24 protein-coding genes are annotated in these 25,856 nt (G+C 70.1%); 11 read left to right on the top strand and 13 right to left on the bottom strand.

The genetic code is table 11. The annotated features are described in order from the left end of the window. The first annotated feature begins 15 nt into the window (after positions 1-15). Both NLX83_RS02930 and NLX83_RS02925 read left to right on the top strand, forming a co-directional pair. The gene (locus NLX83_RS02930; protein ID WP_254233312.1) at positions 16-405 is read left to right on the top strand and encodes a winged helix-turn-helix transcriptional regulator; all 390 of its coding nucleotides are present in this window, start codon (positions 16-18) and stop codon (positions 403-405) included. 89 nt (positions 406-494) lie between these two features. Continuing rightward, positions 495-782 (top strand): hypothetical protein, encoded by a 288-nt coding sequence (locus NLX83_RS02925; RefSeq protein ID WP_254233311.1) that lies wholly within the window; start codon positions 495-497, stop codon positions 780-782. A 61-nt stretch (positions 783-843) separates the two neighbouring features. Here the strand turns inward: NLX83_RS02925 and NLX83_RS02920 are convergent, their stop codons facing one another. The 7 genes from NLX83_RS02920 to NLX83_RS02890 all read right to left on the bottom strand — a co-directional run bounded on the left by NLX83_RS02920 (position 844) and on the right by NLX83_RS02890 (position 8,059). Next, positions 844-2,274 (bottom strand): aminopeptidase P family protein, encoded by a 1,431-nt coding sequence (locus NLX83_RS02920; protein WP_254233310.1) that lies wholly within the window; start codon positions 2,272-2,274, stop codon positions 844-846. Between the two features lie 58 nt (positions 2,275-2,332). Further along, positions 2,333-3,325, bottom strand: coding sequence for a proline racemase family protein (locus tag NLX83_RS02915; RefSeq protein ID WP_254233309.1), 993 nt, complete (start codon positions 3,323-3,325; stop codon positions 2,333-2,335). Continuing rightward, positions 3,322-4,218 (bottom strand): dihydrodipicolinate synthase family protein, encoded by an 897-nt coding sequence (locus NLX83_RS02910; RefSeq protein WP_254233308.1) that lies wholly within the window; start codon positions 4,216-4,218, stop codon positions 3,322-3,324. Before NLX83_RS02910 ends, NLX83_RS02915 begins: the two co-directional genes overlap by 4 nt. Continuing rightward, positions 4,215-5,486, bottom strand: coding sequence for an NAD(P)/FAD-dependent oxidoreductase (locus tag NLX83_RS02905; RefSeq protein ID WP_254236054.1), 1,272 nt, complete (start codon positions 5,484-5,486; stop codon positions 4,215-4,217). Before NLX83_RS02905 ends, NLX83_RS02910 begins: the two co-directional genes overlap by 4 nt. A gap of 110 nt (positions 5,487-5,596) precedes the next feature. After that, on the bottom strand, positions 5,597-6,760 hold the full coding sequence (locus NLX83_RS02900) for an NAD(P)/FAD-dependent oxidoreductase (RefSeq protein WP_254233307.1): 1,164 nt from the start codon (positions 6,758-6,760) through the stop codon (positions 5,597-5,599). Positions 6,761-6,824: 64 nt separating this feature from the next. Continuing rightward, the gene (locus NLX83_RS02895) at positions 6,825-7,409 is read right to left on the bottom strand and encodes a helix-turn-helix domain-containing protein (protein ID WP_254233306.1); all 585 of its coding nucleotides are present in this window, start codon (positions 7,407-7,409) and stop codon (positions 6,825-6,827) included. 119 nt (positions 7,410-7,528) lie between these two features. Continuing rightward, the gene (locus tag NLX83_RS02890; RefSeq protein ID WP_254233305.1) at positions 7,529-8,059 is read right to left on the bottom strand and encodes a hypothetical protein; all 531 of its coding nucleotides are present in this window, start codon (positions 8,057-8,059) and stop codon (positions 7,529-7,531) included. A 109-nt stretch (positions 8,060-8,168) separates the two neighbouring features. Between NLX83_RS02890 and NLX83_RS02885 the strand changes: the two genes are divergently transcribed. Both NLX83_RS02885 and NLX83_RS02880 read left to right on the top strand, forming a co-directional pair. Next, positions 8,169-8,462: a hypothetical protein gene (locus NLX83_RS02885; RefSeq protein WP_254233304.1), complete on the top strand. Its 294-nt coding sequence runs from the start codon at positions 8,169-8,171 to the stop codon at positions 8,460-8,462. Beyond that, positions 8,459-9,256, top strand: coding sequence for an alpha/beta hydrolase (locus NLX83_RS02880; RefSeq protein ID WP_254233303.1), 798 nt, complete (start codon positions 8,459-8,461; stop codon positions 9,254-9,256). The genes NLX83_RS02885 and NLX83_RS02880 overlap by 4 nt, the downstream gene beginning before the upstream one ends. Here the strand turns inward: NLX83_RS02880 and NLX83_RS02875 are convergent. After that, on the bottom strand, positions 9,235-9,738 hold the full coding sequence (locus tag NLX83_RS02875) for a GNAT family N-acetyltransferase (protein ID WP_254233302.1): 504 nt from the start codon (positions 9,736-9,738) through the stop codon (positions 9,235-9,237). The two genes, NLX83_RS02880 and NLX83_RS02875, sit on opposite strands and share 22 nt — an antisense overlap. After that, positions 9,735-10,268: an AAA family ATPase gene (locus NLX83_RS02870; protein WP_254233301.1), complete on the bottom strand. Its 534-nt coding sequence runs from the start codon at positions 10,266-10,268 to the stop codon at positions 9,735-9,737. Before NLX83_RS02870 ends, NLX83_RS02875 begins: the two co-directional genes overlap by 4 nt. Positions 10,269-10,287: 19 nt before the next feature. Here NLX83_RS02870 and NLX83_RS02865 point away from each other — a divergent pair, with 19 nt between their 5' ends. Further along, the gene (locus NLX83_RS02865) at positions 10,288-11,046 is read left to right on the top strand and encodes an alpha/beta fold hydrolase (protein WP_254233300.1); all 759 of its coding nucleotides are present in this window, start codon (positions 10,288-10,290) and stop codon (positions 11,044-11,046) included. Positions 11,047-11,117: 71 nt separating this feature from the next. Here the strand turns inward: NLX83_RS02865 and NLX83_RS41725 are convergent, their stop codons facing one another. Together NLX83_RS41725 and ccrA are read right to left on the bottom strand one after the other, a co-directional pair. Next, a complete protein-coding gene (locus tag NLX83_RS41725; RefSeq protein WP_308209263.1) occupies positions 11,118-12,797 on the bottom strand; it encodes a hypothetical protein in 1,680 nt (559 codons plus the stop codon). A 100-nt stretch (positions 12,798-12,897) separates the two neighbouring features. Then, positions 12,898-14,271 carry a crotonyl-CoA carboxylase/reductase gene (gene ccrA, locus NLX83_RS02855; protein WP_254233299.1) on the bottom strand — a complete coding sequence of 458 codons (1,374 nt, stop codon included), beginning with the start codon at positions 14,269-14,271 and terminating at the stop codon, positions 12,898-12,900. A gap of 210 nt (positions 14,272-14,481) precedes the next feature. Here ccrA and NLX83_RS02850 point away from each other — a divergent pair, with 210 nt between their 5' ends. From NLX83_RS02850 to NLX83_RS02840, 3 genes are all read left to right on the top strand, one after another. Then, positions 14,482-14,841, top strand: coding sequence for an SPW repeat domain-containing protein (locus tag NLX83_RS02850; RefSeq protein WP_254233298.1), 360 nt, complete (start codon positions 14,482-14,484; stop codon positions 14,839-14,841). Between the two features lie 237 nt (positions 14,842-15,078). Further along, entirely contained in the window at positions 15,079-15,630 is a 552-nt protein-coding gene (locus NLX83_RS02845) for a TetR/AcrR family transcriptional regulator (RefSeq protein WP_254233297.1), read from the top strand. Positions 15,631-15,702: 72 nt separating this feature from the next. Further along, positions 15,703-18,045, top strand: coding sequence for a penicillin acylase family protein (locus tag NLX83_RS02840; protein WP_254233296.1), 2,343 nt, complete (start codon positions 15,703-15,705; stop codon positions 18,043-18,045). A 221-nt stretch (positions 18,046-18,266) separates the two neighbouring features. Here NLX83_RS02840 and mce read toward each other — a convergent pair whose 3' ends face one another. Beyond that, positions 18,267-18,713 (bottom strand): methylmalonyl-CoA epimerase, encoded by a 447-nt coding sequence (mce, locus tag NLX83_RS02835; protein WP_254233295.1) that lies wholly within the window; start codon positions 18,711-18,713, stop codon positions 18,267-18,269. 135 nt (positions 18,714-18,848) lie between these two features. Between mce and NLX83_RS02830 the strand changes: the two genes are divergently transcribed. From NLX83_RS02830 to NLX83_RS02820, 3 genes are all read left to right on the top strand, one after another. After that, on the top strand, positions 18,849-20,039 hold the full coding sequence (locus NLX83_RS02830) for an acetyl-CoA C-acetyltransferase (protein ID WP_254233294.1): 1,191 nt from the start codon (positions 18,849-18,851) through the stop codon (positions 20,037-20,039). A gap of 9 nt (positions 20,040-20,048) precedes the next feature. Beyond that, a complete protein-coding gene (gene meaB / locus NLX83_RS02825; protein WP_254233293.1) occupies positions 20,049-21,017 on the top strand; it encodes a methylmalonyl Co-A mutase-associated GTPase MeaB in 969 nt (322 codons plus the stop codon). A gap of 312 nt (positions 21,018-21,329) precedes the next feature. Beyond that, a complete protein-coding gene (locus tag NLX83_RS02820) occupies positions 21,330-22,577 on the top strand; it encodes a DNRLRE domain-containing protein (RefSeq protein WP_254233292.1) in 1,248 nt (415 codons plus the stop codon). Positions 22,578-22,637: 60 nt separating this feature from the next. On the opposite strand, the gene NLX83_RS02815 is transcribed toward NLX83_RS02820, so the two are convergent. Next, positions 22,638-25,844 carry a hypothetical protein gene (locus NLX83_RS02815; RefSeq protein WP_254233291.1) on the bottom strand — a complete coding sequence of 1,069 codons (3,207 nt, stop codon included), beginning with the start codon at positions 25,842-25,844 and terminating at the stop codon, positions 22,638-22,640. Positions 25,845-25,856 lie beyond the last annotated feature (12 nt).

Below are 25,856 nucleotides of genomic sequence, written 5' to 3'. Positions count from 1 at the left end.
ATCGCAGGGGTGAAAGTGACTCAGAACACCGACGAGGCCCCCGAGCAGGCGTGCCCGATCGCTCCCGTGGTCGACATCGTTTTCAGCCGCTGGACCACGCCGATCCTGTGGGCGCTCAACGAGTTCGGGCGGCAGCGCTTCGTCGAGCTGGAGCGCCGCATCACCACGATCACGCCCAAGGTGCTGACCCAACGCCTGCGCCAGCTGGAGCGCGATGGGCTTGTCGTGCGCACTTACCACGCTGAAGTGCCGCCGCGGGTGGAGTACGAGATCAGCGAACTCGGGCGCAGCCTGTCCACGGTCTTCGCCTCGCTCGCCGAGTGGTCGGTCAACCTGGCCGAGGTCGAACGGGCGCGCCTCGCCTACGACGGCCGGGCCGCCGTCCGCCGGTCTTCTCGTAATTGAGGAGACCGGTACGGCAGGCTTCGTTCATGACTGAAGAGCCCGCGATCTCCTTCGCGGACCACGTCGTCTAGCGCGGACGCATCGCGACGGTGCCGAATCGGTTGCCGAGGCTCGACCTTCGGAAGGCGTTCGCGAAGGTCGGCCTGCCGCTGCACCTGAACTGGTCCTATCCGGGCAAGATCTTCGACCTCGCTGATCGAGGTGATCGCGGCCGTTGCTACGAGACAGTGCTCCGCGAGGGCACTGCCGAGGACATCCTTGAGTACATCGACGGCGCGCTGCTCGTCGACATGTGGCCGGAGGTTGTTGTGCCCAGGGATATCCGCGCGCTCTGGGAACCGCTCATCCAGGCGGCACTGCCGCACCAGCTCGGCTGACCCGTTTCGTGCTCATAACGGGCTCTTGGCCCGCTATGAGTACGAAACGGGGAAACGCGGGTCAGCGGAGTTGGGCGCGCACCCACTGCTCGACCTCGTCGGTGGCGATCGGCAGTGCGTCCGACAGCACGCGGGAGCCCTCCGGAGTGACCACCAGGTCGTCCTCGATGCGCACGCCGATGCCGCGCAGCTCCGGCGGAACGGTGAGGTCGTTGGGGTGGAAGTACAGGCCGGGCTCCACGGTCAGCGCCATGCCCACTTCGAGCTGCGCGTCGTGGTAGGTCTCGGCGCGGGCGTTGGCGCAGTCGTGCACGTCGAGGCCGAGGAAGTGGCCGACGCCGCACACGATGTAGCGGCGGTGCTGCTGGCCGTCGGGGTCGAGCGCCTGGTCGACGGACACGGGCAGCAGGCCCCAGTCGTGCAGGCCCTCGGCGAGCACGCGCATCGCGGTGCGGTGGAACCCGCGGTAGTCGGCGCCGGGCTTGACCTCGGCCATGGACGCGAGGTGCGCCTTGAGGACCAGGTCGTAGACCTGCCGCTGGGCGGAGCTGAACTCGCCGTTGACCGGGAAGGTCCGCGTGACGTCGGCGGTGTAGAGCGTGTCGACCTCCACGCCCGCGTCGAGCAGCAGCAGCGAGTCGTCCGGGACACCGCCGTCGGCGCGTACCCAGTGCAGGACGGGCGCGTGCGGCCCGGCGGCCACGATGGAGGCGTAGCCGACGCCGTTTCCGCTGGTCCTGGCCCTGCGGTCGAAGGTGCCCTGGAGCCAGCGCTCGCCGCCGCCCTTGATCGCGGCGGGCAGTTCGCCCGCGACCTCTGCGAAGCCGAGGACGGTGGCGTCGACGGCGGCCTGGAGCTGGCGGATCTCCCAGTCGTCCTTGATCCGGCGCAGCTCGGCGACGGTACGGCGGAGCGCGGCGGCCTGGACGGGGCCGACGGAGACCAGCGCGTCGAGCATCGGTTCGACGCCGGTGACGGCGATGACGCCGGGCAGCCTGCCGCGCAGCGCGACGGGCAGCTCCTCCAGCGGGCGGCAGCGCAGGCCGAGCGCGTCCGACCACTCCTTCATGCCCGGCACCGGGCCGATCCACAGTTCGCCGTCACGGGCGTTGGCGAAGAAGTCCGGGTCACCGGGGCCCGCGGGCTCGCGCAGGAACAGCTCGGCCGAGTGCCCGCCGTCGTGCGGGTGCATGACGAGCACGGCGCCCTCGGCGTCGCAGCCGGTCAGCCACGAGAAGTCGCTGTCGGGCCGGAAGTCGAAGTCGGTGTCGTTGGAGCGCACCGGGGCGCGGCCGGAGGCGATGGCGACCCGCAGGCCGGGGAACTCGGCGCTGAGCCGGTCCCGGTGCGCCGCGGCGGCCTCGCGCGCCCCGGGGGTCAGGCGGACGGCGCGGTCGGCCGGGCCCCAGCCGTCGCGCACGTACTCCCTGAAGCCCGAAGCGTCGACCAGGCGGCTCGGGTCGCGGCGTGCGGGTCGTTCCTCGGCGTTCATAACACCTCCGTGTATCTGCGGTCGCCGGTTCCTCGGCGGCAACCACACCGTAACCGGATCAGAGGACGAATCCTCGGGGGAAGGGGTCGGTGGGGTCCACCAGGTAGGTGGCGCGCGCGGTGATCCAGGCGCGGCCGGTGACGGTGGGGATGACGGCCTCCTGGGTGCCCAGCCGCGTGGTGGAGAGCAGGTGGCCGGTGAAGCGGGTGCCGATGAAGGACTCGTTGACGAAGTCCTCGTCGAGCCCCAATGAGCCGCGCGCGTGCAACTGCGCCATCCGGGCGCACGTGCCGGTGCCGCAGGGCGAGCGGTCGAACCACCCGGGGTGGATCACCATGACGTGGCGGGAGTGGCTGCCGTCGCGACCGGGCGCGGTGAACTGCACGTGCTTGCAGCCGGAGATCGTCGGGTCGGTCACGTGCACGGGACGCCGCTGCGCGTTGATGGCGTCCATAATGGACAGTCCGGCCGTCATGATCGCGTGCTTCTCGTTGTGGGAGAACGGAATACCGATCTGGTCGAGCGGCAGGATCGCGTAGAAGTTCCCGCCGTAAGCCATGTCGTAGCGCACCTCGCCGAAGCCGGGGACCTCCACGCGCGCGTCGAGTTCGTGCGCGTAGGCGGGCACGTTCTCGAACGTCACGTGCTTCGCCCGGCCCTCGGACACCGCGACCGAGGCCACGACGAGGCCCGCCGGTGTGTCGAGGCGGACGCGGGTGACCGGCTCGGTGACCTCGACCATGCCGTTCTCCACGAGAACCGTTGCCACGCCGATGGTTCCGTGCCCGCACATGGGCAAGCAGCCGGAGACCTCGATGTAGAGCACGCCCCAGTCGGCGTCCGGCCGCGTGGGCGGTTGCAGGATGGCCCCGCTCATCGCCGCGTGCCCGCGTGGCTCGTTGACCAGCAGCTGGCGGATGTCGTCCATGTGCGCCATGAAGTACTCGCGCCGCTGGGCCATGGTGTCGCCGGGGATCGGACCGACGCCATCGGTGATGACGCGCGTCGGCATGCCCTCGGTGTGCGAGTCGATCGCGGTGAAGGACCTCATGTCACTGCTCTCCTCATGTCGGCTTCGAGCCGGGCGCGCTGCTCCGCGCTCAACGGGCCGCGTGGTGGGCGGCAGGGCCCACCGAAGCGGCCGACGAAGTCCATGCCGTACTTGATGGCCTGGACGAACTCCACCCGCGAGTCCCACCGGAACGCCGCGACCATCGGCTCGTACAGCGCTCGTGCTTCGGCGAGTTTTCCTTGCTGGGCAAGGGAGAACAGCTCAGCGCACTCGGCGGGGAAGACGTTCGGGAAGCCCGCGAACCAGCCCGTCGCGCCCATCAGCAGCGATTCCAGCAGCACGTCGTCGGCGCCCGCGACCACGGCCAGCTCCGGCGCCAGCTCGCGGATCTCCAGCACCCGCCGGACATCACCGCTGAACTCCTTGACCGCGACGACGTTGTCGATCGCGGCGATCTCCGCGAGCAGCGCGGGCGTCAGGTCGACCTTCGTGTCGATCGGGTTGTTGTAGACCATGACCGGCAGGCCCACGCTCGCCACCTGCTCGAAGTGGTCGATCACCTCGCCGGTGTTGGCGCGGTACATCGTCGGCGGCAGGCAGAGCACACCGTCCGCCCCGTCCTCGGCCGCCGCCTCCGCCCAGTAGCGGGCCTGGTGCGCGCCGACCCCGTGCACGCCGACTACCACAACCCCTTGCGCCCCAACGGCTTCGATCGCCGCTCGGGCGACGGTCCTGCGCTCGGCGTCGGTGAGCGACGAGTACTCGCCGAGCGATCCGTTCGGGCCGACGCCACGGCAGCCGTTGTCCACCAGCCACCGGCAGTGGTCGGCGTAGCGGTCCAGGTCGGGCCGCAGCCCGGCCGGTGCCGAGGCGTCCTCGGCATAGGGCAGCGCGGTCGCCACGATGACGCCGTCGAGCCGGTCCTGGGTCATGCCGGGTCCTCCTCTGCTAGCTCACCGAGCCGGACGGGCGCGGCGATCGGGCGGCGGACGGCTTCGGGGATGCCGGTCAGCTCGGCGACGGCGCGACCGCACATCCGGCCCTGGCAACGGCCCAGTCCGACACGGCTGACCAGCTTGAGTGTGCGCAGATCTGCTGGCTGCCGCTGCTCGACCGCTCGCCGCAGCGCGCCGTAGCCGACGCTCTCGCAGCGGCAGATGATCGTGTCCGGGGTGAGCCAGGTTCGCCAACCAGGCCGCACCGGATGCGCTTTCGCCAACGCTCTGGCGAACGTGCGTCCTTTATGGACAGATCGTCGGCTGTGAACCTGGCCTCCGGCCGCGACCGTTCCGGCGATTTCGCCTTCTGCCGCAGCGAGATCGGCACCGCCGATGCCGGTGATCTCGCCAGCGGCGAACACGCCTGTCACGGAAGTCTGCTGTGCGTGGTCGACCTCGACGAAGCCATCGCGAACACGGCATCCCGCTGCTACAGCGAGATCGAGCTGCGGAACGAAACCGAATCCGACGCACACCGCGTCCACCTCAACGCGTTGTTCCGAGCCTGGAACGATATTCCAGTCCCTGTCGAGCTTTGCCGTGGTGGCCGAGGTGACGCGTTCCGTGCCGTGTGCGGCGATGATTGTCCTCATTGGACGGTAGGGGATTCTGTTCTTCGCGAGCATCGCGGCGTATCGGGTCAGCTCAGGGAGCTTGCTGCGTCCGGCGAACGCTCCGCGCAGCCAGCGGGTCGGCGAGTTCGCCTCCAGCACGCCGAGAACCTGTGATCCGACGTCCACCAACGACTCCGCGACAGGAAGCAGGAACGGGCCGGTGCCCGCGACCAGCACGCGTTTTCCCACCGCGAGGCGCTGGCTCTTCGCAAGTGCCTGGGCGGCTCCGGCTGTGTAGACGCCGGGCAGATCCCAGCCAGGAAAGGGAATTGCCCTGTCGTACGCACCGGTCGCCAGGATCAGGATCTTGGCGTCCAGGACTGCGGCGGCGCGACCCGGTGCATCGAGCGGGCCGCTGCGCAGGTGCAGCCGTTTGCCCGGCTCGATCGCCCACACGACAGTGTTCGCGAGGTGCTGAGCGCCCGGAATGCCAACGTAAGCGGAGTCGATGGATTGGCGCCCGTACTGGCCGCCGAGTAGGGGAGCGGAGTCGATCAGCGTCACGCTGGCGCCATTGGCGACCGCTGCCTTGGCCGCTGCCACGCCCGCAGGGCCACCGCCTACAACGACGATGTCCGTGGTGTGCATCGCGGAGAACGGAACAGCATCAGAAACGTGTTGGCACGCACGGACATTGAGCGGAGCTCGGACGCATCCGTGGCAGACGCCGATGCCACAGAAGAAGCCCTCAGGGATCGTCATGGCTGTCTGTCCACTCGGAACGGTGCGGGGTCCACGTGCGGAGCCTGATCGGTGAACAGCTCGGCGAGGAGTTGGCCGGTAGCCGCGGCGAGGCCGATTCCCGCGCCTTCATGGCCCGTCGCGTGCCACAAGCCCGAGAGCCGGTGATCTTCGCCGATGACGGGGAGGTGATCGGGCGCATAGGGCCGGAAACCGCCGTATGACCGCATGATCTGCACGTCGGCGAGAAACGGGAAGAGGTTCACTGCCTTGCGCGCGAGTTCGCGGAGCACTTCAACGCGAAGGCTGTCGTCGAAGCCGACGCGTTGCCTGCTGGAGCCGATGAGCACAGTGCCCGCTTGTGTGGACTCCACGACAGTTGACGTCTGGAGGTCGGCATCCCCGCTCGCGACTGCGCCCACGTAGTCGGCGTCGTAAACCTTGTGCCGCACCGTGTTCGGCGGCAGCGGTGCCGTCACGAGCACCACTCCGCGGCGTGGCTGGATGTCGATGGGCGCTCCCGCCGCGCGTGAGAATGCGCCGGACCACGGCCCGCACGCATTGATCACCGCGCCGCACGGAATGCTGCCGTGCTTGGTGCGCAAGGCTTTGACTGCTCCCGGCACAGTGCGATCCACGCCTAGCGCTTCGGTGTTGCCCCGGACTTCTCCGCCCCGCTTGCGCACTGCGGCGAGCAGCGTCGCCGTGGCCAGAACCGGTTGCAGTTGCGCGTCTTCGGGGTAGTGGACAGCGGCGGCGATCTTCTTGGTCAGGTGCGCTTCACGTTCGGTGGCCTCATCCGCGGTGATCTGACGGGCGTCAACGCCTGCGCCGCGCTGGGCTTTGGCGAAGCCCGCCAGCGGTTGCGCCGCGGCAGGAGAGGTGGCGACGACCAAACCGCCCTTGGGGTCCCATTCGACCTCGGCGGCATCCGGCCCGAGTTCGTCCCGCAGCTCCGCCAAGAGCGTGGGCCAACGGCGTCGTGACGCCTGTGCCAGCACGAGTTCCGGGCCGGGCTCCTTGTCGGAGACCAGCACGTTGCCCTCGCCCGCCGCGGTGGTCCCGGCCGCCGGGGCGCCCCGGTCGAGCACGAGCACCGAGATCCCGCGTGCGGTCAGCGCCTCGGCGCACGCGGCGCCGATCACGCCCGCGCCGACGACCACCACCTCGGGATGTGCCACGGAACCTCCGCGCATCGTTCAGTGAAATGAACGATCAGAGCGTAGGCAGGTCGACCGGCGAGGGTCAACCGTGCGCGCAGAACTGCACCGGTCCAGCCGTCGCCGGGTACTCCAGCAGCAGTACGGAGGTCACCGGCCCGTCGACCGCCTCGTAGACGTGCGGCTGCTGCGCGGAGAAGCACACGTAGTCCCCCGGGCCGAGCGTGTACGGCGCGTCCGTCGGGCCGACACGGAGAAATCCCGACGTCACAAAGGTGTGCTCGCGCCCGGGGTGGCCGGTCGAACGCTGGGTCCGCCCCGGCCGAACGCGCTGGTCGTAGAGCTCGAAGACCGTCTCCGAGACGTCCACCCGGCGCAGCATGCGGAGGTCGACCGCGTCCCCGCTGAGCACGTCGAGCCCGGCCGAGCGGATCAGCACGACGTCCTGCGCGACGCGCTCGGTCAGCAACGACGACACCGGGACTTCGAGCGCGTTCGACAAACTGAACACGGTCTCGATGGTCGGATTGCCCGTGCCGGACTCCAGCTGCGAGAGCGTCCCCTTGGCGATCTCGGAGCGCCGCGCCAGCTCGGACAGCGAGAGCCCGCGTTGCTCGCGCAGCGCGCGGAGGTTCGCCGCGAGCACCTGCCCCGCTTGTTCCCGGACCACCCAGCCTCCTCGAACGTCGCTCCACTCAGCCTGACACGCCGCCCAGATTGGGGTGTCTTCAAGTACACCGCACCCCGGTCTCAGCGGTCGCAAACGGTGGTGAACCCGGGGCGGGGCGGTTAGAACATGGAGCGGACTTTGTAGTCGCCGGTTGTGGTGGTGAAGAACGGGACGGTGCTGGTGCACGGCAGGGTGCTCACGAAGCCGCCGGTGAACCAGCTCCAGCCGATGCGGTCGCCGTGCCTGCCACGGTCGTCCACCGACAGACCGATGCGCTTGCCGATGATCGAGGTCCCCGGCGGCAGTCCGGGCAGCGCCTCGCGCTCGACGATCCCGGTCACCACGGCCTGTCCGTGTGCCGAGACCAGGCAGTCGACCTTGCCGGAGAACTCCGCGAACGCGCCGCCGTCCGGCTTGGTGTGCAGCACGTGGAAGGTGCCGCCGACCTTGCCCGGCGTGCCCTTCGCGTCCACGGTGAAGCGCACGGGGTCTCCGGCCAGCGGACCGAAGATCTCGCCCAGTTTGCCGCCCGCGGCGCCGACCAGGCTCCCCTCCGGCTCGGCGGGCGCGGGCGTGGCGGTGGCCGTGGCGGCGCCCGCGGTCATCACGGATGCCAGTAGCACGGCGAGTGCTCCTGCGACGATCTTCATCTTCGTTTCCCCCTGGGGTTGTCGATGGGATCAACCCTGGTCGGACGGCCGCGGTGACGGCTCCCACCAGCGGGCCAACCGCCTCCCCCGCGAGAGCTAGGGTCGTGCCGTGCCTCGCCACAACCGCCGCGACAAGCGCCCCGACCGCGATCTCGGGGGCGGAGTCGGCTGGGCGCGCACGGAGAGCGGGGCGGACGGGGACTGGCTCGTGCGCACCGTGGCCGGGTCGCAGGCGACCAAGCACTACCGCTGCCCCGGTTGCGATCACGAGATCGTCCCGGGAACGCCGCACGTCGTGGCCTGGCCCGCCGACGACCACGGCTCGAGCGCGGACCGGCGGCACTGGCACAACGGCTGCTGGTCGGCGCGGAGCCGGAGGGGACCGACCAGGCGCTGGTCGTGACGCTCATCGCCCCCGCGGCAGCCCGGTCGAGTGGCAAGATCGGGGCCGAGATGACTACTGAGATCCGGGCGAACACCGTCCTCCCCGCGCGCCGCGAGCAGATCACCCTGCACACCGCGGACGGGCTGAACCTGATCGGCGAGCTGTCCCTGCCGGAGGGCGAGCCGAAGGCGACGCTCGTGCTGCTGCACCCCCTGCCGACGCACGGCGGGATGATGGACTCGCACCTCTACCGGAAGGCGGCGTGGCGGCTGCCCGCGCTGGCCGACGTCGCGGTCCTGCGGTTCAACACCCGCGGCACCGCGAGCGAGGCCGGGCGCAGCGAAGGCGAGTTCGACGGCGGTGTCGGCGAGCGGTTCGACGTGGCCGCCGCGCTGGAGTACGCCGAGTTCCACGACCTGCCGAACGTGTGGCTGGTCGGCTGGTCCTTCGGCACCGACCTGGCGCTGGTGCACGGCTGCGACCCGCTCGTGCAGGGGCTGTTCCTGATCTCCCCGCCGCTGCGCTGGAGCGAGCCGGAGCACCTGGAGACCTGGGCGAAGTCGGGCAAACCGGTGTACTGCCTGGTGCCGGAGCACGACGACAACCTCCAGCCGGAGCAGGCCCGCGAGCGGTTCGCCGCGATCCCCCAGGCGAAGGTGATCCCGGTCGCCGGGGGCAAGCACCTGCTGGTCGGTTACGCCGAGGAGGCGCTGGACCAGCTCGTCGCCGCGATCGTGCCGGACGTGCCGACGCCGCTGCCCCGCACCTGGGACGGCCCGTCGACGACGCATCAGGTCAAGATCGTCTCCTGAGCGCCGTAGACCACGGCCGGAGCGCCTTCGAGCACGGTCTCGCACAGCTTGGTGAAGCCGATCTTCTCCGCCACCCGGATCGCGGGGGCGTTGTCGAACTTGGTGAAGATCAACACTGGTTCGGGGCGGTGCTCCCGCGCCCAGTCCACGACGGCGCGCGCCATCTCCGGCGCGTAGCCCTTGCCCCACGCCGACGGGCGGAAGCGGTAGTACAGGTTCAGCACCGGCTCGCCATCGAAGACGTGCGTGCGCAGACCGCCGAAGCCGACGACGAACCCCGAGGGCTCGGCGATCGCGCAGTAGCCGAAACCGTGCACCGCCCAGTGCGCCAGCCATGACATCAGGTCACGGGTGGCGCGGGCCTCGTCGGCCGGGCCGAGCGGGTTGAACCGGTTCGTCTCCGGATCGGCGTGGATCTCCACCACCGCCGGGAGGTCCGCCGCGGTCGGCCTGCGCAGTACCAGGCGGCCGGTGTCGATCACGCGAGCAGGCTTTCCGCCCTGCGCGCGAGGATCTCCGCCACCGTCTCCTCGGGTGTCTGCGCCGAGGTGTCCAGCCACAGGCCCAGGCGCGGGGTCTGCTCGTGCAGGATCTTGTTCAGCGCCGTCACCGCCCACGTGTCGTAGCCGGTCTTGTTCCGCGCCGCCTCGCGCGCGTGCACCGTCTCCGGCGTCGGGGCCAGCACCACCAGGTGCACCTGGCGCCCGCGCAGCACGTCGAGGTAGTCCTTCAGCACATCACCGATGATCACGTCCTCCGCGACCGTGGCGAAGCCCGCGTCCTGGAAGGACATCGCCAGCGTCGCGGCCTGGCGGTAGCGCAGCAGCAGCTGGCCGAGCGCGTCCTCGGACGGCTCGGGGCTCATGTCCACGCGGCCGGAGCGCACCATCTCGCGGACCAGATCGCCCTCCACGAACGCGCTCCGCGGGAAGGAGTCCGCGAGCAGGCGGCCGATCGTGGTCTTGCCGCTCGCGGAGATGCCGGTGAGCACGAACAGTGGAGTCTCAGTCACGCGGGCAGGATAGGCAGGCATGAGCGCCGACGACACCGAAATTCGCCCCGCGGTGGTGCTGCTGCACGCGTTTCCGCTGGACTCACGCATGTGGGACGCGATACGCGCGCCACTGGAAGCACACTTCACGGTGATCACCCCGGACCAGCGGGGGCTCGGCGCGCGGCCGCTGGGCACCGCGCCCGTGCCGAGCCTGGACGTCGTGGCCGCGGACGTGCTGGCCCAGCTGGAGGCGCTGGGGCTGGAGCGGGTGGTCCTCGGCGGGATCTCGATGGGCGGCTACGTGGCGATGTCCCTGCTGCGCCAAGCACCTTCGCTGGTCGAGAAGTTGATCCTCGTCGACACCAAGGCGGTCGCCGACACCGAGCAGCAGCGCGCCGGACGCCTCGCGATGGCCGAGCGCGTCGAGGCCGAGGGGACCGGCTGGCTCGCCGACGCGGTCCTCGACGGGCTGCTCGGCGCGAGCACGCACGCTCTGCGGCCGGGCGCCGTGCGCGCCGCACACGCGCTGATCGACGCGCAGTCCGCGGAGGGGATCGCCTGGGCCCAGCGGGCAATGGCGGCTCGTCCGGATTCCACGGACACGTTGCGCGGACTGGACGTGCCGACGTTGGTCGTCGTGGGGGAGCAGGACAAGCTCGCCCCGCCCACCGCCGCCCAGGAGATGTTCGACCTGCTGCCCGACGCCGAACTCGTGCTCATGCCCGCGTGCGGACACCTGCCGCCGATCGAACGCCCCGCCGAGTTCGCCGGAGTCCTGCTCGACTGGCTCTCCTGACCCAGCGATTGTGTACCCAATGTGGCATTGGTTACGTCTGACGAAACAAATGCCACATTGGGTACAACACGTCAGCGCTGGCGCTGCGGCGGCTTGCCCGAGGACTTCTGCTGCTGTTGTTTCTGCTGCTGCTTCGGGGGTTGCTGCCGTGGCTGCTGCTGTTGCGGTTTGTGCTGCTGTTGCTGGTTCTGCATCACCTGGGTCGGCTGCTGCGGCGGGCGCTGCTGCTGGGTCTGCTGGCCCATGCGGTTGGTCGGTGCCTCCATCGCGGGCATCGGCCGTTTGAACTGCTGCGTGGGCTGGTCCAGCGGCGGCGCGGTGCCGGACGGCTTGGCCGATGACGGCGGCACGCCCTGCGCGGGCGGCTGCTGCTTTGGCGGCTGGGGCGGCTGCTTGCCTTGGGGCTGCTGCGGCTTCTGCGGTGGCAGGGCGGGCTTGTTCAGCACCTCCTGCTCGTCCTCGGCCTGGTCCAGGATCGGCTTGGCCTCGACGAAGGCCGTGTGCACCGAGTCGAGCTCGCCGCCGACCCCGCTGAGCACCGAGCCCAGCTCGGTGTCGCCCTTGCCGGTCGCCGACTCCAGCTCCGTGTCCAGGTCGGTGCGCATCGTCTCCAGGCGCGAGACCAGGTCGGTGCGGGCCGCCTCCAGCTGCGTCTTGAGCTGGGCGCGGGCCTTCTCCAGCCGCGACTTCAGCTCCGTGCGCAGCGTGCCGAGCCGGGCCTCCATCTCCTTGAGCTGGCCCGCCACCTTCACCCGCAGCTCGCGCAGTTCCTGCACGCGCTTGGTCGCGTACTCCACGCGGCGGGTCGACTCCTCGGTCGCCTCGCGCACCAGGCGCTGCGCCTCGGCCGTCGCCTCGCGGACGCGGCGCGCGGACTCCTCGGTGGCCTCGCGGATCCGCTTGGCCGCCTCGTCGACCGCCTCGGTGCGGCGGCGCTTGGCCTCCTCGGTGGCCTCGAAGAGCCTGCGGCTGCTCTCGTCGCCCGCCTCGCGGACGAGGCGCTGCGCCTCCGCGGTCGCCTCGGCGACGCGGCGCTTGCTGTCCTCGGTCGCGTCCAGGACGCGCTTGTTCGCCTCCTCGGTCGCCTCGCGGACCCGGCGGTCGGCCTCGGCCTTGCTGGCCGCCTCTGTCTCGGCGAGCGCGTGCATGGCCTCGGCGCGACGCGAGGCCATGGCGATCTCGAAGTCCTCCTCGACCTGCTTGCGCTTGGCCGCCGACGCCGCGTCGGCCTCCTGCCGCGCCCGCTCCGCCTCGTCGGTGATCCGCTTGGCCTCGGTGCGCGCGGTGTCGAGCACGTTCTGGTGCTCGGCCTCCATCTCCGCCCGCCGGTTGTCCAGCTCGGTGATCAACTGCTCGTAGCGCACGCGCAGCGCAGCGGAATCCTTCTCCGCCTTCGCCTTGATCTCCCGGCCCTCGGCCTCGGCGCGCGCTTTTGTCTCGCTCGCCTCGTCCTGGGCCAGACGGAGCATTCGCTGCAGCCGTTCGCTGAGGCCCTCAAGGGTCGTCGGCGGCTTGGACAGCCGGTCGACCTGACCCTTGAGGTCCTCGATCTCCGAACGCGCCTTTTCCAGCTGGCGCGCGAGATCGGCCGCCTGGGAGACGGCGGCGTCGCGGTCCGCGGCGAGGATGCGCAGGTCCGAGTCGAGCCGTTCGAGGTGCTCCTCCACCTGGGCGCGGTTGTAGCCCCCGCGCTTCACGATGTCGAAGCCTGACCCCAGCGGCACGAGCTCGCGGTCATCGGCAAGGCCCATGGCTTCACGCTACCCGTACTCGGGGGAAAACTTCAGACCCCACCGGTGTGTGCCCGCCGAATTTCCGACTGTCCACTGTGATCAGTCGCCGGGAAAGCGTTCACACACCCCGGAAACGGTTGATCGAGTCGACGTGCCGCGCCCGGAACTCGGTGTCGCGAACACCGAGCCCCTCCTCCGGAGCCAGGCACAGCACGCCGACCTTGCCCTGGTGGGCGTTGCGGTGCACGTCGTAAGCGGCCTGGCCGGTCTCCTCGAGCGAGTAGACCCTGGACAGCGTCGGGTGCACCGCGCCCTTGGCGATCAAACGATTGGCCTCCCACGCCTCGCGGTAGTTCGCGAAGTGCGAGCCGACGATCTTCTTCAGGTGCATCCACAGGTAACGGTTGTCGTAGCTGTGGTTGAAGCCGGAGGTGGAGGCGCAGGTCACGATCGTGCCACCGCGCTTGGCCACGTAGACGCTGGCGCCGAAGGTCTCGCGGCCCGGGTGCTCGAAGACGATGTCCGGGTCCTCGCCGCCGGTCAGCTCGCGGATCTTCGCGCCGAAGCGCTTCCACTCGCGCTGGTCCTGCTCGTGCTCGTCCTTCCAGAACTTGTAGCCCTCGGCGGCGCGGTCGATGACCAGTTCGGCGCCCATCTTCCGGCAGATCTCGGCCTTCTCCGGGCTGGAGACCACGCACACCGGGGTGGCGCCGCCGTTGAGCGCGAACTGCGTCGCGTAGGAGCCGAGGCCCCCGGAAGCGCCCCAGATCAGCACGACGTCGCCCTGCTTCATGTCCGCGCCGTTGCGCGAGACGAGCTGGCGGTAGGCGGTGGAGTTGACCAGGCCGGGGCTGGCGGCCTCCTCCCAGCTGAGGTGCTTCGGCTTGGGCATCAGCTGGTTGGCCTTGACCAGCGCCAGTTCGGCCAGGCCGCCGAAGTTGGTCTCGAAGCCCCAGATCCGCTGCTCCGGGTCGAGCATCGTGTCGCTGTGTCCGTCGGGGTGCTCCAGTTCGACGTTGAGGCAGTGCGCGACCACCTCGTCGCCGGGCTTCCACGCGTTCACTCCGGGACCGGTGCGCAGCACGACGCCCGCCAGGTCGGAGCCGACCACGTGGTAGGGCAGGTCGTGCCGTGCGTTGAGCTCCGATGTGCGGCCGTAGCGCTCCAGGAAGCCGAATGTGGACAGCGGTTCGAAGATCGATGTCCAGACGGTGTTGTAGTTGATCGCGCTGGCCATCACGGCCACCAGGGCCTCGCCCGGGCCCAGCTCCGGCGTCGGCACCTCGTCCACGTGCAGCGAGCGGCGCGGGTCCTTGTCCCGGTTCTCCAGGCCCGCGAACATGTCCTGCTCGCTCTTGCGCACCGTGACGCCCCGATAGCTGTCCGGCACGGGAAGGGACGCCAGCGCGTCGAGCTCGTCGGCCAGGATCGCGTCGAGGATCTTCTGCACGGCAGACCTCCAGGTGATCGGGTACATATCAGCGGTGTTCATACCCGCAGGTGGGCCGGAGGTTACTGGCCGGTAATCGATCCAGCGCCTCGGCTGTGAGGCACTGCACTCCGGAATCCCCCGATTGCCGGGCGGCCAACTGCCCCCGCCAATCTTGACCGGGCGGCCAACCAAGCGCACCATCGGGAGTGGGCGCCCGTGCGCGGCAGGGCGTGCGAGCGCCGGAGTTCGACGCGGTACGGAGGTGGCGTGATGGCCAAAGCGTGGACTCGCTGGCAGGACTGGGCAGCCGTCGTGCTCGGCGTGGTGCTGATGCTGACACCCATGTGGTCCGAGACGACCGACCGGGCTATGTGGACGATGATCGTTTTCGGCGCTCTGCTGGGTCTTGCCGGTCTCTGGTCCCTCGCGATGCCCGGTTCGGTGGCGAGCGAGTGGACGCACATGGTGATCGGGGCGCTGGTGTTCATCGCCCCGTGGGCCATGGGATACGCGGATCTGATGGGTGCGGCGTGGACTTCGTGGATCGTGGGCGTCCTGGCCGTCGCGGCCGGCGCCGCCGCGCTCCCCGAGGCGAACGCCGCGCACAGCGGTCTCGCCGGATCGCACTGATTCGCCGGAACTGATCCCCAACCATGGCGCGGGCGGCACGTCGGGCCGCCCGCGCCCGCATGCGCCCGGCGGGTTGCGGCGTCTTCAAGTACAACCAACCCCCGCTGAATCGGTCTCAAACGACGGCAAACCCCCGGCGGGCCCGGAGGTGTGCTGTGGTTTGAGACGTCCGGAGACCGGGTGCGTGGTACTTGAAGACGGCCCAACCAGCGTGCGGATGATCAGTGAGGATGGTGGATGTCGGCCAGGGAACGCATCCTCGATGCGGCGGAGCGGTTGTTCGCCGAGTCGGGCTTCGACGCCACACCCACCTCGCGCATCGCGGAGCTGGCCGGTGTGCCCAAGGGGTTGGTCCACTACTACTTCCGACGCAAACCCGATCTCCTCGCCGAGTTGGTGCGGCGCCTGCCGGAGGACTCGGTCGACGCCGCCGAGGTCGTGGTGCCCGGTGACGTCGAGCTGAGCCTGCGCCGCCTCGTTGCCGCGCTCGACGAACGGCTCGACTCCTCCCCGTTGCTGAGCCACCTGCTGTGGCGCGAGTCCGACACCCACGACGCGGTGCGCGAGGCCATGCACGGGCGCTTCGACCGAATGGTGCAGGAGATCCGGGACGTTCTGGTCGCGGTCTGTCCGGAGGCCGCGGACGTGGACAGCGCGGCCGAACTGCTTGGTCTCGCGGTCAGCTACCGCCACTCCGTCGCGCGGCACACTCCGGACTGGTCAGAGCGCGGCAACCGGATGGAGCGCGAGGTCGCCTTCATCGCGCGTGCGTTGCGGGCCGAAGTTTAATTCCCTTTTATGGCCTTCTTGGTGGGCCGTCGCGAGGCTATGAAGTCTGTGAGTCCTGCCAAGGGGGTCTACATGCGGGCTTTGTTACTGGTCGCGGCGGTGCTCGTCTCCGCAGTCGCGGTTCCTGCGCAAGCGGCTACACCGACGACCTACGCGGTCCGAGGGCTCGATCAGCCCGTGCGCATGGTCGTCGACAAGTGGGGCGTGCCGCACATCTACGCGCTGAACTCCGACGACCTCTTCCTCGCACAGGGTTTCAACGCCGCGCGCGACCGTCTGTTCCAGATGGACCTGTGGCGCAAACGCGGCCTCGGACAGCTCGCGGAGTCCTTCGGGCCCGCGTGGGTCGCACAGGACCACGCGGCGCGAATGCTGTTGTACCGCGGTGACATGGAGCGCGAGTGGGCCTCCTACGGCCCGCAGGCGAAGCAGACCATCACCGAGTTCGTGAACGGCATCAACGCGTACGTGGACTGGGTCGGTCAGAACCCGCAGGCGCTGCCGGAGGAGTTCCGCAAGCTCGGCCACAAACCGGCGCGGTGGGCTCCGGAGGACGTGGTGCGCATTCGCAGCCACGGTCTGGTCCGCAACCTCTACAGCGAGATCATGCGCGCGATGACCACGTGCCTCGCCGGTCTCGACGCGGACCGCGTGCGCGCCAACCTGGAGCCGAAGTGGACCACGAAGGTCCCCGACGGACTGGATGCCTGCGCGGTCACCGAGAACGCGGGCGACGTGATCAACACCTACCGGCTCGGCACGCAGGCGGTGTCCTTCAAGGGGCAGAAGCTGGAGCTGAACGCCGCCGAGCAGCAGGAGGGCAGCAACAACTGGGTGATCGGCGCGAAGAAGTCGGAGACCGGGCGGCCCGTGCTGGCCAACGACCCGCACCGGGTGCTCCCCGCGCCGTCCGGGCGCTACATCCAGCACCTGTCCGCACCCGGGCTCGACGTGATCGGCGCGGGCGAGCCGATCCTCCCCGGCGTGTCCATCGGCCACAACGGCACGGCCGCGTTCGGCTTGACGATCTTCTCGATCGACCAGGAGGACCTCTACGTCGAGCAGCTGGACCCGGCGAACCACGGCCGCTACCGCTTCAAGGACACCTGGGAGCCGGTGCGCACGGTCAAGGAGAAGATCGCGGTCAAGGGCGAGGCGGCCCGCGAGGTCGACCTGAACTTCACCCGGCACGGCGTGGTGCTGCACACCGACCAGGCCCGGCACCAGTCGTACGCGTTGCGCAGCGTGTGGTTCGAGCCCGGCACCTCTCCGTACCTCGGCAGCCTGAAGTACATGGGGGTCAAGAACCTCGCGCAGTTCCGCGAGGTCATGCGCACCTGGGGCGGGCCGCCGGAGAACCAGGTCTACGCCGACACGAAGGGCGACATCGCCTGGCTGCCCGGCGGGATGGCGCCGAAGCGCCCGGCCTTCGACGGTCTGCTGCCGGTGCCCGGCGACGGCCGCTACGAGTGGGAGGGCTACTACGACGGTGAGCAGCTGCCGCGTTCGGTGAACCCGGCGAAGGGCTTCCTGGCAACGGCCAACGAGGAGAACCTGCCGGAGGACTACCCGCGCGACCGCAAGCTCGGCTACGAGTGGGCCGACCCGTTCCGCTCCCAGCGCATCCACGAAGTGCTTGGCAGCAAAGAGAAACTGAGCATCCAGGACTCCGAGCGGTTGCAGAACGACCAGCTCTCCGTCGTGGCCCGCCGGGTCACCGCCGCGCTCAAGGACGTCACGAGCACCGATCCGGTCGCGGCCAAGGCGCTCCAGTCGCTGCGCGGGTGGAACCACGTGCTGGACGCGAAGTCCGGCCCGGCCGCGCTGTACGAGGTGTGGCGGGTGAAGCACCTCGGTGCCGCGGTGATCGCCGCGACCGTGCCCGCGCTCGCGCAGCTGGGCCAGGCTCCGGACCCGGAGGTGGTGCTCGACGTGATCGAGCACCCGGAGCGGTGGCTCGGCCAGGACGCCAAGGCGAAGCGGGACAAGCTCGTCGTGGACACGCTCGCCGCGGCGTGGCGGGACACGGAGAAGCGCCTCGGCGCGGACCCGGCCGCCTGGCAGTGGGGGACCCTGCACCAGACCCTGTTCCAGCACCCGTTGTCCGGGCACCTGCCGAACGTCGACGTGGGCCCGTTCCCGCGCGGTGGCTCGGCGGACACCCCGGACGCGGCGTCCTTCGGGCCGGACTTCAAGCAGACCGGTGGCGCGTCGTTCCGCATGGTGCTGGACGTGGGCAACTGGGACGCCTCGCGCGCGATCAACACGCCGGGCCAGTCCGGTGACCCGGCGAGCAAGCACTACCGCGATCTGGCGTCCACGTGGCACAAGGGCGAGTACTTCCCACTGCTGTACTCGCGCGCGGCCGTCGAACGCAACGCCACCAAGGTGATCCTGCTGCTGCCCCGCCGTTGACCCGTCTTCAAGACCAGCGAACCCCCGCCACGGAGATCTCAAACCGCGTCATACCTCGGGGTCATCCCGGGGTTTGATGCGGTTTGAGACGGCTGCGGCGGGGGTTGGGGGTACTTGAAGACCGGGGAACCGCCGCAGCGAATTCGATGAGGGTCGGGCCGATTGGTTGACGGCCGGGGTTGACGCGGGGCGGAGCAGCGGGATGGCTCAAGACGGGTGGGTCAGTGGCCCTCGGCGGGCTGGACCAGTTCGATGAGCACGCCGCCGCCGTCCTTGGGGTGGACGAAGTTGACCCGGCTGTCGGAGGTGCCGCGCTTGGGGGCGTCGTAGACCAGGCGCACGCCGTTGGCCTTCAGCGCCGCGCACGCCGCGTCGATGTCGTTGACCCGGTACGCCAACTGCTGGAGGCCCGGTCCGCGCTTGTCCAGGAACTTCGCGATCGTGGACTCGGCGTTCAACGGGGCGAGCAGCTGCACGGCGGTGCCGACGCCGGTGTCGCCGGGCGCGCGCATCATCGCCTCGCGCACACCCTGCTCCTCGTTGGTCTCCTCGTGCGCCAGCTCAAGGCCGAAGGTGTCGCGGTAGAAGGCGACGGCGGTGTCGAGGTCCGGAACGGCGACGCCGACGTGGTCGATGGCCGTGACGAAGGACTGCAGCTCCGAATGCATGCTGGGAGGGTAGGGCCCATCGGGTGGCCACGCCTGTGCCTCGCCTCACAAACTTCTGCATCGAGTACCGGCGGTATGGTCCGCTCAAAGACGTCTCGCACCGAGGAAGTCCCGCACCGTCGCTGGAGGTTCTACGTGTCTGGATCCGTGATCGTCGCGGGCGCCCGCACCCCGATGGGCCGGCTCCTGGGGTCGCTGAAGGACTTCTCGGGGGCGCAGCTCGGCGGCGTCGCCATCAAGGCCGCGCTGGAGCGCGCGGGCGTCGCGCCGGAGCAGGTGCAGTACGTGATCATGGGCCAGGTGCTGACCGCGGGCGCGGGCCAGATCCCCGCCCGCCAGGCCGCGGTCGCCGGTGGCATCCCGATGACCGTGCCCGCGCTGACCATCAACAAGGTCTGCCTCTCCGGCATCGACGCGATCGCGCTCGCGGACCAGCTGATCCGCGCCGGGGAGTTCGACGTCGTCGTCGCGGGCGGCCAGGAGTCGATGACCCAGGCGCCGCACCTGCTGCCGAAGTCGCGCTCCGGCTACAAGTTCGGCGACGTGACCATGGCCGACCACATGTCGCTTGACGGCCTGTTCTGCGCCTTCGACCAGGTCGCGATGGGCGCCTCCACGGAGAAGCACAACGGCCGCTACCACCTGACCCGCGCCGAGCAGGATGAGTTCGCCGCGCGTTCGCACCAGCGCGCCGCCGCCGCTGCCGAGAAGGGGATCTTCGCCGAGGAGATCGCCCCGGTGTCGGTGCCGCAGCGCAAGGGCGATCCCATCCTGGTCAGCTCCGACGAGGGCGTGCGCGGGGACACCACCGCGGAGACGCTGGCCAAGCTGCGCCCCGCCTTCGCCGCGGACGGCACGATCACCGCGGGCTCGGCCTCGCAGATCTCCGACGGCGCCGCCGCGGTCGTGGTGATGAGCAAGGCCAAGGCCGAGGAGCTGGGCCTGAGCTGGATCGCCGAGATCGGCGCGCACGGCGTGGTCGCCGGGCCGGACGCGAGCCTGCACGAGCAGCCGTCCAACGCGATCAAGGCGGCCTGCGCCAAGGAGGGCATCGACCCGGCCGACCTGGACCTGGTCGAGATCAACGAGGCGTTCGCCGCGGTCGGCGTGGTCTCCGCCCGCGAGCTGGGCCTGGCCGAGGACAAGGTCAACGTCAACGGCGGCGCGATCGCGCTCGGCCACCCGATCGGCATGTCCGGCGCGCGCATCCTGCTGCACCTGGCCCTGGAGCTGAAGCGCCGTGGTGGTGGCGTCGGCGCCGCCGCGCTGTGTGGCGGTGGCGGTCAGGGCGACGCGCTGATCGTCCGCGTTCCGAAGGCCCAGTGATCTGACACAGTGGCGCGTTCCGCAGACATCCGCGACCTGGTCTCGCGTGCGCGCGACGGCCAGGCGCGGGCGGTCGCGCGGCTGATCTCCCTGGTGGAGGACAACAGTCCCCAGCTGCGGGAGGTCGCCACAGCGCTCACGCCGTACACCGGGCGGGCGCGGGTCATCGGCCTCACCGGCTCACCGGGCGTGGGCAAGTCGACCACGACGTCCGCGCTCGTCGGTGAGCTGCGCAAGCGCGGCCAGCGGGTCGGCGTCCTCGCCATCGACCCGTCCTCCCCGTTCTCCGGCGGAGCGCTGCTGGGCGACCGCGTCCGCATGCAGGACCACGCGCTGGACCCCGACGTGTTCATCCGGTCCATGGCCACGCGCGGCCACCTCGGCGGGCTGTCCTGGGCGACGCCGCAGGCGCTGCGGGTGCTCGACGCGGCGGGCTGCGATGTCGTGCTGATCGAGACCGTCGGCGTCGGGCAGTCCGAGATCGACGTGGTCGCGTTGGCGGACACCACGGTCGTGCTGCTCGCGCCGGGCATGGGTGACGGCGTCCAGGCGGCCAAGGCGGGCATCCTGGAGATCGGCGACGTGTTCGTGGTGAACAAGGCCGACCGCGACGGCGCCGATCGCGCCGTTCGCGAGCTGAGGCACATGATCTCGTTGGGGCGCAGGGAGATCCAGGGCGCGATGTGGCGCCAGCCGATCCTCAAGACGGTCGCCGCGCGCGCCGAGGGCATCGGCGAGGTGGCCGCCGCGATCGACGCGCACCACGAGTGGATGGCCGGGCACGGAGTGCTGGAGCAGCGGCGTCGCAAGCGCGCGGAGAGCGAGATCGAGTCGATCGCCACGGCGGCGCTGCGCTCGCGCTTCGGCGACGTGCGGGGCGGAACAGCCTTGGCGCAGCTGGCGAAACGCGTCGTGGCCGCGGAGATCGACCCCTTCACGGCCGCCGACGAGCTGGTGGCGTCGCTCGACAACGCGTGAGGTTACGCAGTCTTCAAGTCCTACAAACCCCGCCGCTCAAGGTCGCTAACCGCACCCAACCCTCGGGTTCGCCGGGGTTGACGGTCGCGCGGGAAGGGGTTCGGGGTACTTGAAGACCGCCGAACCTGCGGATGCGCGCGGTTCCGCCGCACCGGAGCGGGGACCTCGTGCGTGGAGTCCCGAAAGCGATTCGCAGTGGCGAGCTTGGCATTTGCCCAAGGCCGGTTACGCCATATCGGGTACTAACCCTTGACGCGCGTCCGTCGTTAGGTTCTGTGGTGGTCATATTTCCGACCTGGACGGAATCACCGGATGACTGTGTTGCGGGGCAAGGGTTTCCTGGCGATCGCGACCGCTGTGCTGGTGTGTGCGTGCACACCCGCCGCGGCCGCCGACACCAGCGCCGCGGAGCGGACGGCGCTGATGGAGGCACGGCGATCGGGGCAGCCGGTCGAGCTGGCCGAGGCCGCGGACTCCCGTACCCGCACCGTCGCCGAACCCGGCGGCACCCTCACCACCACCCGATCCGTGCACCCGGAGCGCGTGCGCACCCCGGCGGGCTGGGTCCCGGTCGACACGACGCTGCGCCTGGCCAAGGACGGTGCAGCGCCCGGCGCGACGGTGACCGAGATCCGGCTCTCCGGCGGCGGAGCCCAGCCGTTGCTGCGGCTGGGCGACGCCGATCGCGGCGTCGCGGTGCGCTGGCCCAGCTCGTTGCCGAAGCCGGAGCTGGACGGGAACACGGCCCGCTACCGGCAGGCCGCACCGGGCGTGGACGTGATCGCTCGCGTCCACGCCAGTGGAGTGCGAATGACGGTCGAGGCGGCGTCGGCGGGTCCACTGCGCTTCGCGCTGGACACCGCGGGCGTAGCGGTCCGTGATCGGGACGGCGGACTGGAGTTCGTGGACGGCGCGGGGCAAGCGCTGTTCGCGGCCGGTGCGCCGATGGTGGGGGTGCCCCGGGGCGGCGATGCCGCGCAACGGCCGGGTCGCTACGTCGTGACACCGGGAGCCGTGGAGGTGCCCCTTCCGGAGGGGCCCGTCGCGGTCGAGCTGTCCTTCACCGGCGAGAAGCCGAACTGGACGATGGTCGACTCGGGCTTCGCGAAGGTGTCGTACTGGAACTCGGCGGGCCCGGCGAAGGTGGGCACCTACGACGCGGGCGAACACCGGTTGCGGTCGTTCTTCGTCTTCGACACCAGGGGCCTCGCCGGGCGGGAGATCGACTCCGCCTCGGTCACCGGCATGGAGAACTGGTCGTGGTCGTGCGCTCCCAAGCCGGTCGAGCTGTGGCGCACCGGGCCGGTCGACAAGGCCACGACCTGGGAGAAGCAGCCGGAGTGGCTGGCCAAGCTCTCGACGTTGTCGGTTGCGAAGGGCTACAACGCCACGTGTCCCGCGGGCCCGGTCACCTTCGACGTGACCCCGCTGATCAAGGAGGCCGCTGTGCAGGGGCTGCCCGCGGTCACGGTCGGCCTGCGCGCGGCGGACGAGGCGGACAACCTCCACTGGAAGCGCTTCGAGAACAACCCGGTCCTGAGCGTGCAGTTCCGTCAGTGACAGCGCCAGTGACCGGGGTCGGCCGCGCCGGGAGCGGGAGCACCGGCGCGGCCGACTGGATCACCCGCGTGCGCGCAGGTGAACGCCGGTCAGTTCGAGGTTGCGCAGCGCTTCCTCGACCATCGGCAGCGTCTGCTTCACCTCGTTCTTCCTGATCTGCTGGAAGTGCAGCTCCAGCCGCCCGGCGAGGCGGTCCTTCCGTTGCGCCGCCGTCTGCACGACGCAGTTGGCGATCAGGTCCTCCGTCTGCACGCCGGGACCGGGCGCGCAGATGCCGGTGTCCGACTCGACCAGTCGCAGGGCCTGCGCGGAACGGCTGTTCCACGGCTCGCCCGGCTTCATCTCCCGCGACGCCTGGAGGTAGGCCGCGGCGATCACCGACGGCTCGGCGGGCAGCGAGTTCTCCCCGTAGACCAAGGAGTGCAGCGTGTCGTCGCCGAACTTGGCCCTCGGCAGGCCCAGGTCGGTGTAGGCGCGCAGCAGCCGCAGGTTGTCCTCAAGCGGCTGGGCCTTCGGCAGCTCCTTGCGCTCCAGCTTGCCCGCCACCAGCTCCGCGTAGCGGCCCCGCCGCTCCAGGGCCACCGAGCCCGCCTCGATGTTCCCGAGGGTCGGGAACGTCATCAGCACGGCCTTCTGGCCGAAGACCCGTCCGGCCATGTTGGCCTCCGGACTGGGGTTGAGCTGCGCGCAGCTCCCCGGGACGGCGTGGCTCGGGCCGTTGTCGGACTTCCAGGTGCACAGCGCGATGTGGCCCGCCCCCTTGGACCTGCGGGCGAGAACCCTGCCCCGGCCGGGGATCTCGGCGAACTCCTCGAACTCCGCCTCCACCGTCGCGAAGCGGTTGTTGGTGTAGACGTCGATGATCTCGCAGATCGGCCTGCCGCCACCCGGCGGCTGCTCGCACACCTTGCGGGTACCCGACTTGTGGCTGGAGGTCTGCGGCGCGGACAGCGTCGGGTTCAGCCAGCACGCACCGGCGGACTTGAAGCGGCCCGGCTCCACGTACATCCCGAAGAGCACCGACCTCGGCAGGTTCCGCCCGTTGAGGAATCCGGGCAGCGGCAGCTGGTACCAGCCGTCACCGCACCGGCCGATCTGGTCGGGCACGCCGTGCAGCTTCGAATGGGGATTGGCGGGATCGACCGCCATCCGGTTGACGTCCACGTCGAAGCCGTTGGGGCCGAACAGGTTGAACGGGCGGTTCGGGTCCATCACCCACGGGTCCCGCTCCAGGTCCTTGAAGCTGTTGACCAGCTCCGCGGTCAGCCGGGTGTTCTCGCTGAGCAGCTTGCCGAACAGCGGGTTGGTCGCCGGGCCCGAAGCGTTGGGAGCGCTGAACTTCTGCGCCTCGGCGAGGATGCGCTTGCCCTCGTCGATCAGCACCGAGGCGTTGGCGCTGACCTGTCCCGCGCCGATCTCCTGCTTGGCGAACGCCGGGTTCTGCAACGCCACCAGCGTGTAGGCCCTGGCTGCCTCGGCCCACAGGTCGGCGTTGGCCACCGGCCGCTCCGGCGTGGAGATGGGCATGTCGTAGTAGGCGGCGCGCTTGGCCAGGTAGCTGATCGCCCCGGCCGAGCCGTTGGCGCCCAGCGCGACGTCCGGCGCGTCACCGCCCGCTCCGCCGTACGCGAAGTTCGGGCCGCGCGCGGTGGTCGAGCCGGTGAAACCGAAGCGGTCCACGGCGGTGATGTAGCTGCCGTCGCCGGTGTTGTACGACGGGATCGGCGTGTGCTTCTTCGCCGCGTAGTCCACGAAGGTGTAGGCGGTGGACAGGAACGGCTCGCCCGCGATCTCCGAGAGCCGCTGGTTGAGCTGCTGGTTGAACTGCTGCGCGCGGGAGGCGAGCACCAGCAGCTGGTCGTGGATGGTGTCCAGCTTCGCGTTGGCGTGCTGGAGCAGCTCCACCACGACGCCGAAGCCCTTCATCATGTCCTTGTAGATCGTGTTGAGCGCGGCGTCGATGCGGTCGAACCGCGAGTCCATCCGCTCCGCGACGATCTTCAGGTTGTCGTTGGTCTGCTTGAAGCCCGCGCGGATCTCGTCGATCACGGCCTTGGCCAGCTGCTCCTCCACCGAGGGACCGCCGCCGAGCAGCCCGCCGAAGAGCTGCACCGCCGCCATGATGATCCCGACCGCGGCCCCGGCGATGGCGCCGTACGCGCCCAGGGTGCTGCCGATGGCGGTGCTGGTGGCCAGCGTGGACGCGGCGGTGATCAGCGTGCTGACCGCGGTGGCCACCTGGTAGGCGGCGGCGACGAACGTCGTCAGGTACTTGGCGACGTTCTTGTCCACCATGCCGACCAGGCTCACCACCACGTCGAGCGCGCCCTTGACCTGGTCGATCACCTCGCGGCGCTTCTTCTCCAGCTCGAAGGCCTTGGCGATCTCCGCCTCGCTGGCCCCGCTGTTGGGCCGGTCCGGCACCCCGGCCTTGCGCAGCAGCTCCTCCAGCGTCTTGCCCAGCTCGGTGGGTTTGCCGTTGGCCTCGTTGAGCTTGAAGCGCAGCGCGGTGAACTGCGTGCCGATCTCGGCCATCAGCTCCTTGGTGCCGAGCTTGCTCGCCGCGACCAGCTTGTCGACGTCGACAAGGTCCTTGAGCTTGGCGATCTTCTTCAGGTCGTCGAAGCCCCACTTGGGGTCGAGCCCGTTCGGCTGCTCGGTGGTGGGCTTGCCGAACTCGCCCTTCCACGCGGCGGCGATCGTCGCGTCGATCGCGGCCCGGTTGCGCACCGCGGTCCACAGCCCGGTCTGCGCGTGGCCGTAGGAGACGTCCACCGAGAACAGCTGCTGGGCGCCGGAGAGCCGTCGGGTGACGTCCAGCGGCACCACGTCCGGCGCCATGTCGCGCACCGCGATCGAGGCCAGCAGCTTGCCCATCTCGGTGCCGCCCGCCTCGACGCCCGGGGCGCCGTAGACGAGCTGGATGAGCTTGCCGAGCACCTCGCCGGTGGAGCGTCGCGCGTCGGCTGCGGAGAACCCGGCGGTGACCACCTTCTCCACTCCGGTCACGTGCGCGGCGACCGCGTCGGCCGAGGCGTTCGGGTTCTTCGCCCGCCAGTCCAGGAGCTCGGCGCTGAGCACGACGCGTTTGTCGTAGTCGACGCCCGGGTCCTTGACGCGCACGGCGGCGCCGAACAGCGCGTCGGACAATCGCGTCTGGTCGATGGCTACGGGGGCCGCCGCGTGCACTGGCTGCACGGAGGTGGCCAACAGGCTCGCCGACAGGCTCAACGCCACGGCGCCTTGCAAAAACCGCGTTCTTCGCATGCTTGGAACTCC

Source organism: Allokutzneria sp. A3M-2-11 16, from assembly GCF_024213555.1.
In the GTDB taxonomy this organism is placed as follows: domain Bacteria; phylum Actinomycetota; class Actinomycetes; order Mycobacteriales; family Pseudonocardiaceae; genus Allokutzneria.
The sequence above is the reverse complement of the archived record's forward strand: the minus strand, read 5'-3'. Positions and strand labels throughout refer to the sequence as shown.